The following is a 13,720-nucleotide window of genomic DNA, read 5'->3' as shown; positions in this document are numbered from 1 at the left end:
GCAACAGCCCGCAGCCCGGCTTGCCGAGCATCCCGCGGACGATGTGGATGTTGTTGACCTGCACGGCCGCGGCGGTGGCCTGGTGGGACTGGTAGAAGCCCTGCAGCACGGTCGACACGAGGCGCTCGGAGGTGCCGATGAGCCGGGCGGCTTCTCGGAGGTCCGCGGCAGGGACGTCGCAGACCTCGGCGGCACGCTCGACGGTGTAGCCCTTCAGCATCTTCTCCAGGCTCCGCGAAGCCGACGGCGTGCGCTTCGAGGTAGTCGTGGTCGAGCCAGTCGTGCTCGAGCAGACTCGCGCAGCAGGGCGTTCATCACCATCACGTTGGTGCCAGGCCGGGGCGCTAGGTGCACGGTCGCGTGGTCGGCCACGGGCGTCCGGCGGGGGTCGACGCACACGATCGCGGGCGGGGTCGGTCCGGCGAGCCGGTCCAGGATCCGGGTCCACAGCACCGTCTGGGTCTCGGCCATGTTGTGGCCGTAGAGACAGATGACGTCGGCGTGGTCGATGTCAGTGTAGGAGCCTGGCTGGCCGTCGCTGGCAAAGGACTCCTTCAAGGCGGCGGCGGCGGTGGCGGTGCAGAGCCGGGTGTTGCCGTCGACGTGGTTGGTGCCGATCCCGCCGTGCGCGATGAGCCCAAGGGTGTAGTACTCCTCCAGGAACAACTGCCCGGTGGTGTAGAACCCGATCGAGGAGGGTCCCCGCTCCGCGAGGAGCCTCCTTGGTCCGCCCCGCGACCGCATCCATGGCGGTGTCCCAGTCGGTCTCGACCAGTACGCCGTCGCGGCGGATCAACGGACGCGTCAGCCGATCCGCGGACCCGTTGGCCTGCCATCCGAAAAGATCCTTCGGCCCGAGCCGCCCGTGGTTGACGCGGTCGACCTCGCGGCCCCGAACCCCGACGATGCGGCCTTCCTTGACGGCGATGTCCATGCCGTCGCCGTTGGAGTGCAGGATCGAAGCCGACTGGACCCAACGGTCGACGTCGTCCGGGCCGAGGCCGCCTTCCAGGTAGGTGTCGACTCGAACGGGCCAGCCTCTCCCCCGGCCCGTACGGCGTCCGAGTGCCCCAGGGCTCGGCGATCCGATCGGTCTGCTGTGCCATGGCCTCCTCCTTCAATACTCGTGGCGAACGACTGGACGGCTGGGTCCCGCCGGTCAGGTTGTCGCATCCGCCAAGCCTGCGGATCAGGGCGCCGCTCGGGTCTGGTCCGGCGCGAGCCCGACCAGGCTCGAGCACAGCGGCAAATGGGGTGGAGGTCGGAGTCCCTGCCGCCTGGCCCTCGAAGTCAGGGACGGGCCGTTGCCGGGCTTCCTCCTCGGTGGTGGCCGGGCCGTTGCGTTCGATGTCCTCGATCAGCCAGTCCATCTCCTTGATCTCCTTGCGCTGCGCCTTGATGATGCCGTCGGCCAGGCTCGCGGACGCGGACGTCATCGATCTGAGCGCGCTCGCTAGTCAGGATCGCGATCGAGTGGTGAGGGATCATCCCTCGCATGTACGCCTGATCGTCCACCAGCGTCTGGGACCGGGACAGGTACAACGCCGTGCCGCCGAGCGCCAGCGCCAGCGCCACGATGACCAGGTTGATGGTCCGGTTCCTGTACATCATGCTGCGCATGAACGCGAGCATCACCAGCGCCATCGCTGCACCCATCAGCAGCGCCATGTAGAGGCGTTCCTCGCTCCACCTGACGTGATCGATGGAGAAGGCGTTGGTGTAGGTAAGGACGAACATGACCACCGTCGAGGTGGCGATCATCAGACCGAACCTGACGTACATGCCTCGCTCGTGCGTCCCGCCGTCCGAGCCCGGCTTGTCGTCGGGTTGTTCTACTTGGCGACGGTCTTGCTTCGATTCATCTGTTGACATGCTCGGTGTCCTCTCCTCGGAGTGAGTCGGCCGCGGCCCCACCCTTCAGAGGCTGGCGATCAGCGCGCGGCAAGCCTCTTCGCACCGGCGGCACGCTTCCGCGCAGATCCGGCAGTGCTCGTGCATCTGCGCGTGCTGGGCGCATTCGTCACCGCAGGCGTTGCACGCGGTCGCGCAGGCCTCGAGGAAGGCGCTAGTGAGGCTCGCGTCGTAGCCAGTGTGTCGTGACAGCGCGTTGCCGGTGGCGATGCAGATGTCCGCGCAGTCGAGGTCGGTGCGGATGCACTTGGTCAGATCGGCGACCATGTCCTCACTCAGGCAAGCGTCGGCACACGCCGTGCAGACCTGCGCGCACTCAAAACAGGCGGCGATGCAATCGGCCGACCTTGTCCTTATCAATCCCGCCCAGGTCCTTCGGATAGGCCTCGAGCATCTGTGTATGTGCCACAGTTCAGTCCTCCGTTCGGAGACGCGGGGGCACCCGTGAAGCGCCTCGGTACCGCGCCGCCTGATATGTGGGTGCCCAGCAATCAGGGAAACATGCGTTCGCGCATAGAATTGGCGTTGGGCGGCCGGATCGCCCCGGGACCATGAGCAAGCAACGGTGCGGAGTGCGACGTGCCTTCGGGGCGGAGGGGCGACACCGAAGGGTAGGACACCAAGGTCGCAGATTGCCTCGACGGTCGTGGTCCGATCCGGATTCGCGGCACGCACCACGAACCTCAGCCGGTCGGACCGCCGGCGTTCGCACGTTCCAGGGGACCCGATTTCGGCGGAGCAATGCGTAGCGTTCAATGAACCGCAGGGTCGTGGCCAAGCGGCCGAGGCCTTCTCAACCATCGTCAACGCGTGCGATAGATCGGCTCGACAGCCGGTCGGTCGACGTGGACTGCTGCACAGATGCTGGTTCCCTGACTTGATGTGTGATGCGTGCGAGGCTCCTTGCTGAGACTGGCGCAAGTAGCATGTTTTGCCACGGCTACTAATTTCGTTAGTAGACGGGGCAGTCGATGCCGGTCGTCATTGGCAGACAGGGAAGGCTTGAGAAGGTGAGTACGTCTACCCCAGGTGGGCCCGCGGAGGACGATTCGAGCCGCCCCGATCCAAAACGGCCTCGGCTCTCGCGACGTCAGGTGTTGGTGCTCGCAGGCGCAGGCGCCGGCGTGGTGGGCCTTGGCGCCGGTGCGGCGGCCGTGCTCGGCAACGGATCGTCCCCCGCGACGACACCCGAGCGCATCGCACCGACTGACCCGGAGGTGGGAGCCGCTGAGCGTGCGCGGCAAGCGACGGGACGGACCACCAGGGTTGCGCTGATGGCTGCCCCCGCCACGCTGGATCTCGCGGGACGCACGCCGCAGACCTGGCTCTACAACGGCCGCCCGGGTCAGGAGATCCGACTCACCGCGGGTGATGAGCTCCGCGCCCGGGTGACGAACGGGCTGGCGTCGCCGACGACCGTGCATTGGCACGGCCTAGCGCTGCGCAACGACATGGACGGTGTCCCCGACGTCACTGCTCCGCCTATCGCGCCGGGCACCTCGTTCGAGTACCGGTTCATCGTCCCGGACCCTGGCACCTACTGGTTCCACCCACACGTCGGTGCCCAGCCTGGACACCGGCTTGATCGGCGCCCTAATCGTGGAGGACCCCAACGAGCCGCTTCGCTACGACGACGACGTCACCTTGGTGTTCGACGACTGGTTGGACGGTGTCACCTCGACCCCTCAGAAGACTCTGGAGGACCTGCGCGCGAACGGGATGTCCATGGGCTCGATGGGAAGTATGGACATGGGGTCCATGGAGCCGAATGCGGAAGGCATGGGCGTCAGTCGTGTGCAGCCGCTCGGTGAAGACACCGGGGACGTGACTTACCCGTTGCACTTGGTCAACGGCCGCCCTCCAGCGGATCCCTTCGTCGCCGTCGCTCGCCCGGGGCAACGCCTGCGCCTGCGACTGATCAACGCAGGCGCCGATACGGCCTACGAGTTCAGCGTCGGTGGCCACACGCTTCAGGTCGTCGCCAGCGACGGGTTCCCGGTCGAGCCAGTCACCGTGGACTCGCTGGTGCTTGGCATGGGGGAACGGTTTGACGTTCTGGTGGAGGTTGGGGACGGAGCGTTCCCTGTTGTGGCGGTCCCCGTTGGCAAGTCCGGGGAGCCGGCCCTCGCGGTGCTTCGCACGAGCAGTGGGGAGACCCCCACGCCGGCGCGTCCCTCGCGGGGCGGCCGGCTTCTGCAGTATCGCGATCTGGTTCCAGAGGCGTCCGCGCGCATGTCTGCGCGTCAGCCGGACCGGACCCTGACCATCGACCTCACCATGAAGGACGGGGGACGGGCGTGGCTCATCAACGGTGAGCGCTTCCCGGACAACGAACTGCTCGACCTGAGCCAAGGAGAGCGGGTGAGGCTCGAGTTCGTCAACAGAACCATGATGTTCCATCCGATGCACGTGCACGGTCACACGTTTGCCCTGGTCGGCTACGGTGCCGCGCCAGGGGTCCCAGGAGTGCGGAAGGACACCGTGAACGTCCTGCCAATGCAACGGCTGACGGTTGACCTCGACGCCAACAATCCAGGTCAGTGGCTGACCCACTGTCACAACGTCTATCACGGAGAGTTGGGCATGATGATCGTCTTGTCGTACGTCCGCTGATGAGCACCGACGGCGAACCAGATCATGAGGCGGGTTTCCGGCAGTCACCACCCCGGCGCGCACCGCAGATCCTGACGCGCCGTGCGACCCTGGGGGGTGTGTTGACGGTCATAGTGCTGGCCGGATGCACCAACCAGGACACGTCCAGACTCGTCGATCTTGCCGAAGGTGGACTACGAGAAGGTCGAACCCGCGGACTTCGCGCTGTTGGCGAAAAAGACTTCGGCTTTCGTGCTCAACGTGCACACACCCGACGAAGGCAGCATCCCCGGCACCGATGCCGCGATTCCCTACAACGAGCCTTCAGCGACGAGCCTGGAGAGCCTGCCAGATCGTTCCACCGTGATCGCCGTCTACTGCCGCACCGGGCGAATGAGCACCGAAGCCGTACCCACGCTCCGCGAACTCGGATTCACACGCATCATCGAGCCTGTCAGGCGGCATGCAAGCATGGCAAGCCGACGGCCGAAAACTCTCAACCGCGAGACTGACCAATCACCTCGGCCGCGGGCGCACTGCCTAACTCAGGGATTCACTCGACAACCCACATGGCCCGGTACACGGGCCACAACCAAAGAGTTCAGAGCGAGTCGGAGCGCCGCCGTCTCCCGCGGTGACAACGTCGCACACCACGACCGTGAACTCGATCCAAGTCTGCGGTCACCGGGATCTGGCGAGGTCGGACGCTCCCTGTTCCCCTTCGGCATGCGTCTTGGTCTTGATGAGGGTGGTTTCGTCGTGTGTGCTCTCGGTAGCCGTCGGGGAGACGGCCTGGAACCGGCGAAGTCGCAGGCTGTTGGACACCACGAACACCGAGGAGAATGCCATCGCGGCGCCGGCGATGAGCGGGTTGAGCAACCCGAGGGCGGCGAGGGGCAGCGCAGCCACGTTGTAGGCGAAGGCCCAGAACAGGTTGCCCTTGACGGTGCGCAGGGTGCGACGCGAGAGCCGGATGGCGTCGACGGCGGCCCGGAGGTCTCCGCGGACCAGGGTCAGGTCGGAGGCCTCGATGGCCACATCGGTGCCGGTACCCATGGCGATGCCCAGGTCGGAGGTGGCCAGTGCGGCGGCGTCGTTGACACCGTCCCCGACCATCGCGACGGTGCGGCCCTCGCGTTGGAGGCCCTCGACGACGTCTACCTTGTCGGCCGGGAGGACTTCGGCGATGACCTTCTCGATGCCCACCTCGGCCGCGACGGCGCGAGCCGCGCGTTCGTTGTCGCCGGTGAGCAGTATGGGCTCCAGTCCAAGTTCCTTGAGCTCGGCCACGGCCTGGGCGCTGCTGGGTTTGATCGTGTCGGAGACCACGACGACTCCGCGGGCCGCACCATCCCAGCCGGCGGCGATCACCGTGCGGCCTTGCTGCTCAGCGGCATCGACGACCTGCGCCAGGTGCGCGTCGAGGGGCTGGCTCCACCCTTGAGCGAGCCAGCCGGGCCGTCCTGCTACGACCGCGTGGCCCTCGACCACACCGGCGACCCCCAGTCCCTGGGTTGAGTCTGAATCCCTCGACGTCGGGCAGCCGCATCGTGAGTCGTTGGCTGGCGCCGGTCGCGATGGCCTGACCGATCGGGTGCTCCGAGGCGTTCTCGAGGGCACCGACCAGCCGGAGCAGGTCACCGGCGTCGACTCCGTCTGCGGGGACGACATCGACCAGGCTCCATCCGTCCGGTGGTCACGGTGCCGGTCTTGTCCAAGACGATGGTGTCGACCACACGAGTGGACTCGAGCACCTCGGGGCCCTTGATGAGCACGCCCAGGCTGGGCGCCTCGGCCCGTGCCGACGAGCAGGGCGGTCGGTGTGGCCAGGCCGAGGGCGCAGGGGCAGGCGATGATCAGGACGGCTACCGCGGCGGTGAAGGCCGCAGTGACGCTGTGGTCGGTCAGCAGCCACCCGGCGAGCGTGGCCAGGGAGAGCCCGATGACGATGGGTACGAAGACCGCCGAGACGCGGTCGGCGAGGCGTTGGACCTGGGCCTTGCCGTTCTGGGCGTTCTCGACCAGACGCGCCATCTGCGCCAGCCTGGGTGTCGGCTCCGACGCGAGTGGCTCGGACCACCAGGCGGCCGCCGGCGTTCACGGTCGCGCCTACTACGGGTTCGCCGGGCCCGACCTCGACCGGAACGGGTTCACCGGTGAGCATGGAGGCGTCGATGGCCGACGTACCGTCCTCGACGACACCGTCGGTGGCGACCTTCTCGCCGGGACGTACGAGGAACCGCTCACCCACCGCGAGACCTGGTTGACCGGTAGGCGCACCTCTACGCCGTCGCGAAGGACGGCAACGTCCTTGGCACCCATGTCGAGCAGGGCACGTAGCGCCGCACCGGACTGGCGCTTGGCGCGGGCCTCGAAGTAGCGCCCGGCGATGATGAAGGTGGTGACCGCGGCCGCGACCTCCAGGTAGATGTGGACGCCGGCTTCGCCGTCGGGGAAGAGGTCGAACGGCATCCGCATCCCGGTCATCCCGGCGTGGGTGAACAGCAGTGCCCACAACGACCACAGCCAGGCGGCGGAGACCCCGACGGAGATCAGGGTGTCCATGGTGGCGGCGCCGTGCCGGGCGTTCATCACCGCGGCGCGGTGGAACGGCCAGGCACCCCAGACCACCACGGGTGAGGCCAGCGTCAGGGAGATCCACTGCCAGTTGTCGAACTGCAGCGCCGGGATCATCGACAAGGCGAGGACCGGTGCGGTCAGTACGGCTGAGACGACCAGTCGCTGCCGCCAGCCTGCGGCCTCGATGTCGCGGTCGTCCGGCTCGGTGTCAGCCGAGGCTTCCCCGCCATTTGGCGCGCGGGTCGGCAGTGTTGCGGTGTAACCGGTGGCCTCCACCACGGCGACGAGGTCGCCGGGGCTGAGGGTCGTCGGGTAGCTGACCTTGGCCTTCTCTGTCGCGTAGTTGACCGTGGCGGTAACTCCGTCGAGCCTTGTTCAGCCTTCTTCTCGATCCGCGCGGCGCAGGAGGCACAGGTCATCCCACTGATAGCGAGACTCGACGTCGCTCACGGACGTGGTGGTCTGCTGGGTCATGCCTGTGCCTCCTGCGGGGTGGATCGCGGTTTCGACGTGTGAGCCTGCCCTCAGGCGAGCCTGGTAGTCGCCGGCCTCGTCGAGAGCCTGCGGCCACCTGGGCCTGCTCCAAAGGCTGAGTGCTAGTGACGGTGACCGACGAGGTGCCGCCGGCGACGAGGTCCACGGAGACATCGGTGACGCCGTCGAGGATCCTGAGTCTCACCGCTCACGGCGTGCTCGCAGTGGCCGCAAGTCATTCCAGTGACCGCGTACGTCTGGGTGATCATGTCGGTTCCTTTCGAGGGATTGGTTTGCTCGGATGTGGCGGTGGAGTCGGCTGCCGTGCCGCAGCCGCAACCACAGCCGCAGCCGTCACCGGCGCTGGTGTCGAGTAACGGGAGGGAAGTGCTGGTCGGTTCCATGGGATTCCTTTGGTTGGTGGTCAGGAGCGGACGAGGCGAGCGATGGCCGCGGTGGCTTCGGTGAGCTTTCGGTCGGCCTCGCGACCGTCCACGCGGGCGGCGTCCATCACGCAGTGGCGTACGTGCTCGTCGAGAAGCGAGAGCGCGACGTTCTCCAGCGCCTTCGTGGCAGCCGAAACCTGGGTGAGGATGTCGATGCAGTACGTGTCTTCCTCCACCATGCGCTGCAAGCCACGGACCTGCCCCTCGACCCTGCGCAGACGGTTGAGAAGCGCCTGCTTCTCGGTGATATAGCCAGGCTCGGTCCGCGTCATCACATTCTCCCTTTGCGTGGGTGAGCCAACATGCCAAGGATACCCGGGGTAGGTATCTATTCAAGGGCCGAAGGTGCTGTTCCTCCTCAGGAGCGATCCTCGATCTAGATGAGGAAGTTCGCTTGGGAGGGGGCGCACGAAGGCAGATGCCGACCCGGCTCTGGTGTCCTGCTCGTCGACGCGCAACGAGGCTTGCCTGGAGCGCGCCGCGCACGCGCCGCCACTGGCTAACTCGGCGGTCAGGCCGCCGTCCAGTCCCCTTGGCCCAGTCAGCCGACGGCAGCCAGCGAAGGCTTCGACACGTCAAGCGTGACTCACGCGGCCGTAGCGTTCCCAACCATGACTCAACGCGCGGCGGTCCTCTATGCACGCATCTCGGTCTCCACCGAGGAGTCGGTGTCGGTACAACGCCAGATTGCATCTGCCCGGAAGTACGCCTCGGCGCGCGGTTGGCGGGTGGTGGGCGAGTTCATTGATGACGGCGTCTCAGCGACCCGCAACAAGCCAGAGCATCGCCCGGGGTGGCGGAGTTTGCTGGGCTCCCCGGTGCCCTTTGACGCCGTGGTTGTCTGGAAGGTCGATCGGCTCGCGCGGCGGGTGATCGACTTCCTGCACGCAGACGAGACGTTGCAGGCGCGTGGTGCCGCGATCGTGTGCGTGGAGCAGAGCATTGACATGACCACCGCAGAGGGCCGCGCGTTCGCACAGATGCTCGCGGTATTTGGCGAGATGGAGGCTGCCGCCATCTCGTCGAGAATCACCGCGGCACGTGCGCACCTGATCTCGCAGGGGCGGATCCCCGGCGGGCTGCAGCCGTACGGGTGGTGTTCGGTTCCCAACCCCCAGGGGCCGGGCTACGTGCGCGGCCAGGACCCCGAGCGGATCGAGTGGGTGCGCGGGATGGTGGATCGGGTGCTGCGGGGAGACACGGTCTACTCGATCCAAAAATGGCTCAACACAGCCGGGGCACCAGCGCCCCGGACTCGCCAACCAGGGCGCCCCTGGGGCTACTCCAGCGTGGACGTCCTGATGAGGAATCCGGTGCTCGCGGGGATGTTTCCCATCAACTCCCGCAACGCCTACGGGCCGGACGGCCCAGAGGTCCGGCGGGGCGAGGACGGACAACCCATCGTCGCAGCCGACGGGATCATCACCGTCAAGCAGTACCGGGCCGTCCTGTATGCCATCACCCACAAGGCGCACCACTCCGCGGGGAACAAGGACAGCCGGCGGGCGACGTCGCCGCTGCTCGCCCTGCTTGTCACCTGTCGTACCTGCGAGCGGCTGATGTACCGGTGCCGCAACGTTGGGAAGCCGTCCCTGACTTGTGCGCACTGCGGGCTGATGGTGACCATGGCGCCCCTCGCTGACTACCTCGAGCGGCGCCTTGTTAACGAGCGTGGCTCGCAACGCATGTACCGCCGAACCCTCGATGTGCCCGAAGACCCCAGAGCCTCACGGAAGGCTCGCCGGCATTGACCACGCCCTCAGGGCGGCAGCCCTGGCCCTGACCGAGGACCGAACCGAGGCTGACACCCGCAGCCTGAGCGAGGAAGTCGCCCGGCTCAAACGGGCTCGGCTCGCGGCCAGAAAGAAGGCCGGCGCCGGAGCGGTCGAGCGGATGGTTTACGTGGGCACGGTCCAGCAGGTCTGGAGCCTGTGCGTCGACGACGACCAGCGACACGAGGTCCTTGCCGGGCAGATCGAGACTCTGATCGTCTCCAAGGTCATTTCCGATGGTCAGTTCCACGCGAGCCGCGTCGAGCCTGACCTGGAGCGATAATCGCAAACCGATCGTCCCCGAGGCGATCTCGGTCGGCCCGATTCACCGCCGCATGCGCGAACTCCACCCCTGGATCTCGCTCAGGGAAGCCTCCCGACTCGCGGGCAGCAGCGAGTCACTCATCAAAGGCGGCATCAAACGCGGACAGATCACGCAGCGCAAGGTCCATCGAGCGCACCCATCCCTCGAACGCACGTCGGTCATCGCGTTCTTGCACGATCGCAGGCCCAGCGGCTGAGCGACGGTTCCTGCACGCGGCGCCACCGATCTCAGGGCTGCTTGCTCTCATGAGATCACAAGGGCCCCTCATCGGCTGCTTGGCCCATCGGACTGTCGGCCTGTCGGCGACGGCTGAAAACTGATCCCGGAACTGGAACTCGCGCGGCGAAAGGGGAGTCAATTTTCGACCGGCGTTGACACGGCCCTCGCTCACGTCGCCAGACAACGCGCGACGACCGATGGTCACTATCGCCGCGAGTGATGCATCAATCAGCCGCTGCAGAACGACTAGAGAGTGGCCAATTTCTAGACCAATCTAGGCGACTACCTAGGCTCCTGGACCCCCTGCACGAAGAGCCTAACCTGTTACAAGCCCGGTACAAACGGCCGGGGAATCTCGACGTTTGCGCAGGTCAGCATGGGTCAGTCAGTCAGTACTACGACATCTGAGCCACCTGCTCTCGTCCTACGACGGCCCGTCCTGCTGCGGCAGGGCGGGCCGTCCGCCGTTCCAGGAGCTCATCGTCTCCTCCGCCGCGGATCGCGACACCGGTGCCCGGCAGGTCCAGGATGGCAGGGGTCGCGCACGTCGCCGCCCTGCTCCTCGCAGCCTGCCGGGCCGGGGCGCGAGGAGGTCCGGCGCAGCAGGCTTGCCGACGACCAAGAGTGACCGAGGCAGACGCGCCGTTCGGCAGAGATTGCCGGATCCGAGACAGACTTCGTCGTTCGGCCGCCGTACCGGACACTGCCCGTTACTGTCCACGCCATGAACACCATCAGTCGTCTCGTGGCGACCCTCGGACTCAGCACCGCCCTTCTCTTCTCCTCCGCCGGTCTGGCCTCGGCCCAGCGCTGGGTCCACGCGGACCCCAGCGGGGACGCCGTCACGCTCATCGACGAGGAGGGCACCCCGACGGTGGCTCCCGAGCAGGAGCAGGGCGACGTCGTGCAGACCACGATCAGCCACACCCGCACCAAGGTCGTGATCCGGGTCCGGATGCGTGCGGTCCCCCGCGACGACTGGATGGCGTTCGGCGTCGTCCGGACCCCGCGCGCGACGTTCGACCTCATGCAGATGAAGGCTCGGCGGCAGCCGGCACTTCGCGATCTCGAAGGGCGACGGCGACCACGATGTCCGCTGCGCCGCCAAGTCCTCGCGCATCGACCGCACCGCCCTGGTGTTCACGGTGCCGCGCAGGCTGCCTCGGCAACCCGCGGTGGATCCGCGCCGGTGTCGGCGTCGTCACCTTCGACGGCGAGCCTTCCTGGACGAGAGCGAGGAGGAGGCTCGCGACCTACGCCGACGACGCCCTGCGCCGCTCGATCGGTGACGACATCCGCCTCTCCCCCCGCCTGCGCCGCGGCTGACCGTCACCCGGCCTCACGCAGCCCCGTCCACCTGTGGTGGGCGGGGCTGCTGTCCTCTCCGTGCGATCGCCCCGGCGGCCGGGCCTGCCCGGAGACAGCGATCCCGACGAGGGGACTGATCGCGTGCTGGGCCAGACCCCAGCGCGGCGTCAGCCGGTGCGACCGGCGGACCGGGGTGGGGACTCGCCGTCGTCGGCCGCCGCGGTCACCGTTCGGCAGAGGTTGCCGGATTCGAGACCTTCTGACACGTTCGGTCACCACGTGACGCGATCGCGGTTAGTGTCCGCGCCATGATGAACATCCGTCGCCTCGTCGCGACTCTCGGGCTCAGGCTCCGCACTGGTCCTCTCCTCCGCCGGCCTGGCCTCCGCCCAGAGCCTGGGTCCACACCGACCCAGCCGGGGACGCCGTCACGCTCATCGACGAGGGCACCCCGACGGTGGCCCCCGACCGGAAGCAGGGCGACGTCGTCCAGACCACGATCAGCCACACGCGCACCAAGGTCGTGGTCCGGATCCGGATGCGCGCCCTTCCCCGCGACGACTGGGAGGCCTTCAGCGTCATCCGGACCCCGCGCGCCACCTTCCAGGCTCATCCAGGCTCAAGTACGGCGACTCCCGGCACTTCGGGATCTTCAAGGGCGAGGGCTTTCGTCGGGCCCGGTGCGCCGCGAAGTCCTCGCGGATCGACCGCACCGCACTGGTGTTCACGGTGGCGCGCAGACTGCCTCGGCAATCCGCGGTGGATCCGCGCCGGAGCCGGCATCGCGTCCTACGACGGGAGCGCCCTGTCCGATGACGACGAGGGCGTGACGGGGTACGGGGACGACGCGCTGCGCCGTTCGATCGGTGAGGACGTCCGCCTCTCCCCCCGCCTGCGACGCGGCTGATCTCCGCGACGCACCCACCCGCCGCCCCGTCCGCTTCCTGGCGGGCGGGGCGGTGCTGGTCTCCGGCCGATGAATTCCGGCGCCAGCCCGTGTCGTACCCACCGTCGACGTACCGGAGGAGAACTGATGAGCGAGATCAACGTGCTGGTGTCGGGCGCGAGCATCGCGGGGCCGGCGCTGGCCCACTGGCTGAGCCGGCGGGGTGCGCGGGTGACCGTGGTGGAGCAGGCGCCCGGGCTGCGGCCGGGCGGGCAGGCCGTGGACGCACGCGGGGTGGCCAAGGAGGTGATCCGGCGGATGGGACTCGACACGGAGGTGCGTGCGGCCTGCACGGACACCCGGGGGGCGTACTCCGTTGACGCGGACGGCAACGTGCTGGAGACCCACCGCGCCGACGAGAACGACGGCGACGGCTACGTCTCCGAGATCGAGATCCTGCGCGGCGACCTCTCCCAGGCTCCTGTACGACGCCACGCACGCCGACGTCGAGTACGTCTTCGGCGACCGGATCACCGAGGTGGCCCAGGACGCGGACGGTGTCGACGTGGTCCTCGCGAGCGGTGGGCGCCGGCGCTTCGACCTCGTCGTCGGCGCCGAGGGACTGCACTCGGCACTGCGGGCGACGGTCTTCGGCCCGCGCGAGCAGTTCGTGCGTCACCTCGGGCTGGGGCTGGCGTTCTTCACCGTGCCCAACGAGTTCGGCATCGACGGATGGCTGATCGACCACCAGAACGCAGGCCGGTGGGCGGGGCTGCGCCCGAGCGGCGATCCGTCCACGGCGATCGCGATGATGTCCTTCCCGGCCTCCGAGGTCGCCATCGACCACCGCGACCTCACCGCGCAGAAGCAGCAGAAGCAGGCTCCTGCGCGAGCAGATGGCGGGGTTCGGCTGGGAGACCGAGCGGATCCTCACCCACCTCGACACCAGCCCGGACTTCTACCTCGACCAGGTCGCCCAGGTGGTGATGGACCGATGGTGGAACGGCCGGATCGGCCTCCTCGGGGACGCCGCCTTCTGCGCCTCCCCCATGTCGGGCGCCGGGACCGGGATGGCGCTGATCGGCGCCTACCTCCTCGCCGGGGAGCCTGGCCGCGGCCGGCTGGGACCCCGAGACCGGGTTCGCGCGCTACCAGGAGCGGATGCAGGCCTGCGTCGAGGCGAACCAGGAGCTCGGCCGGATGCACG

General features: G+C 67.8%; 10 protein-coding genes and 2 pseudogenes. 7 read left to right on the top strand and 5 right to left on the bottom strand.

Annotation, left to right across the window (positions count from 1 at the left end; all coding sequences use genetic code 11):
- Positions 1 to 213: 213 nt before the first annotated feature.
- From G5V59_RS02120 to G5V59_RS02110, 3 genes are all read right to left on the bottom strand, one after another.
- Positions 214 to 744, bottom strand: a complete 531-nt coding sequence (locus tag G5V59_RS02120; protein WP_278255423.1) for a molybdopterin-dependent oxidoreductase — start codon at positions 742 to 744, stop codon at positions 214 to 216.
- 546 nt (positions 745 to 1,290) lie between these two features.
- Positions 1,291 to 1,782, bottom strand: coding sequence for a DUF305 domain-containing protein (locus G5V59_RS02115; RefSeq protein ID WP_278255422.1), 492 nt, complete (start codon positions 1,780 to 1,782; stop codon positions 1,291 to 1,293).
- Positions 1,783 to 1,917: 135 nt separating this feature from the next.
- Complete coding sequence (locus tag G5V59_RS02110) at positions 1,918 to 2,178, bottom strand: four-helix bundle copper-binding protein (RefSeq protein ID WP_278255421.1); 261 nt, start codon at positions 2,176 to 2,178, stop codon at positions 1,918 to 1,920.
- 704 nt (positions 2,179 to 2,882) lie between these two features.
- Between G5V59_RS02110 and G5V59_RS35485 the strand changes: the two are divergent.
- Positions 2,883 to 3,419 (top strand): annotated as a pseudogene (locus G5V59_RS35485) (multicopper oxidase domain-containing protein); the annotation flags it as partial.
- A 52-nt stretch (positions 3,420 to 3,471) separates the two neighbouring features.
- The gene (locus tag G5V59_RS02100) at positions 3,472 to 4,524 is read left to right on the top strand and encodes a multicopper oxidase domain-containing protein (protein ID WP_278255420.1); all 1,053 of its coding nucleotides are present in this window, start codon (positions 3,472 to 3,474) and stop codon (positions 4,522 to 4,524) included.
- Positions 4,525 to 5,184: 660 nt separating this feature from the next.
- On the opposite strand, the pseudogene G5V59_RS02095 reads toward G5V59_RS02100, so the two are convergent.
- Positions 5,185 to 7,502, bottom strand: a pseudogene (locus G5V59_RS02095) (heavy metal translocating P-type ATPase).
- A 479-nt stretch (positions 7,503 to 7,981) separates the two neighbouring features.
- Positions 7,982 to 8,275 carry a metal-sensitive transcriptional regulator gene (locus G5V59_RS02090; protein WP_278255419.1) on the bottom strand — a complete coding sequence of 98 codons (294 nt, stop codon included), beginning with the start codon at positions 8,273 to 8,275 and terminating at the stop codon, positions 7,982 to 7,984.
- Positions 8,276 to 8,584: 309 nt separating this feature from the next.
- Between G5V59_RS02090 and G5V59_RS02085 the strand changes: the two genes are divergently transcribed.
- The 5 genes from G5V59_RS02085 (at position 8,585) to G5V59_RS02065 (ending at position 13,500) form a co-directional block, all read left to right on the top strand.
- The gene (locus G5V59_RS02085; RefSeq protein WP_278255418.1) at positions 8,585 to 9,754 is read left to right on the top strand and encodes a recombinase family protein; all 1,170 of its coding nucleotides are present in this window, start codon (positions 8,585 to 8,587) and stop codon (positions 9,752 to 9,754) included.
- Positions 9,755 to 10,011: 257 nt separating this feature from the next.
- On the top strand, positions 10,012 to 10,296 hold the full coding sequence (locus G5V59_RS02080; protein ID WP_278255417.1) for a hypothetical protein: 285 nt from the start codon (positions 10,012 to 10,014) through the stop codon (positions 10,294 to 10,296).
- A gap of 747 nt (positions 10,297 to 11,043) precedes the next feature.
- Entirely contained in the window at positions 11,044 to 11,910 is an 867-nt protein-coding gene (locus G5V59_RS02075; RefSeq protein WP_278255416.1) for a hypothetical protein, read from the top strand.
- Positions 11,911 to 12,084: 174 nt separating this feature from the next.
- Positions 12,085 to 12,534, top strand: a complete 450-nt coding sequence (locus G5V59_RS02070; RefSeq protein WP_278255415.1) for a hypothetical protein — start codon at positions 12,085 to 12,087, stop codon at positions 12,532 to 12,534.
- Between the two features lie 126 nt (positions 12,535 to 12,660).
- Positions 12,661 to 13,500 carry an FAD-dependent monooxygenase gene (locus G5V59_RS02065; protein ID WP_278255414.1) on the top strand — a complete coding sequence of 280 codons (840 nt, stop codon included), beginning with the start codon at positions 12,661 to 12,663 and terminating at the stop codon, positions 13,498 to 13,500.
- Positions 13,501 to 13,720 lie beyond the last annotated feature (220 nt).

This window comes from Nocardioides convexus, from assembly GCF_011090295.1.
Note: the sequence above shows the minus strand (reverse complement) of the source record. Positions and strands in the feature narration are given on the sequence as shown.

Excerpts from the sequence above, each read along its gene's own strand:
- G5V59_RS02120 (WP_278255423.1), bottom strand. The coding sequence starts at position 744 with ATGCGGTCGCGGGGCGGACCAAGGAGGCTCCTCGCGGAGCGGGGACCC.
- G5V59_RS02115 (WP_278255422.1), bottom strand. The coding sequence starts at position 1,782 with ATGTACGTCAGGTTCGGTCTGATGATCGCCACCTCGACGGTGGTCATG.
- G5V59_RS02110 (WP_278255421.1), bottom strand. The coding sequence starts at position 2,178 with ATGGTCGCCGATCTGACCAAGTGCATCCGCACCGACCTCGACTGCGCG.
- G5V59_RS02090 (WP_278255419.1), bottom strand. The coding sequence starts at position 8,275 with ATGACGCGGACCGAGCCTGGCTATATCACCGAGAAGCAGGCGCTTCTC.
- G5V59_RS02080 (WP_278255417.1), top strand. The coding sequence starts at position 10,012 with ATGGTCAGTTCCACGCGAGCCGCGTCGAGCCTGACCTGGAGCGATAAT.
- G5V59_RS02075 (WP_278255416.1), top strand. The coding sequence starts at position 11,044 with ATGAACACCATCAGTCGTCTCGTGGCGACCCTCGGACTCAGCACCGCC.
- G5V59_RS02065 (WP_278255414.1), top strand. The coding sequence starts at position 12,661 with ATGAGCGAGATCAACGTGCTGGTGTCGGGCGCGAGCATCGCGGGGCCG.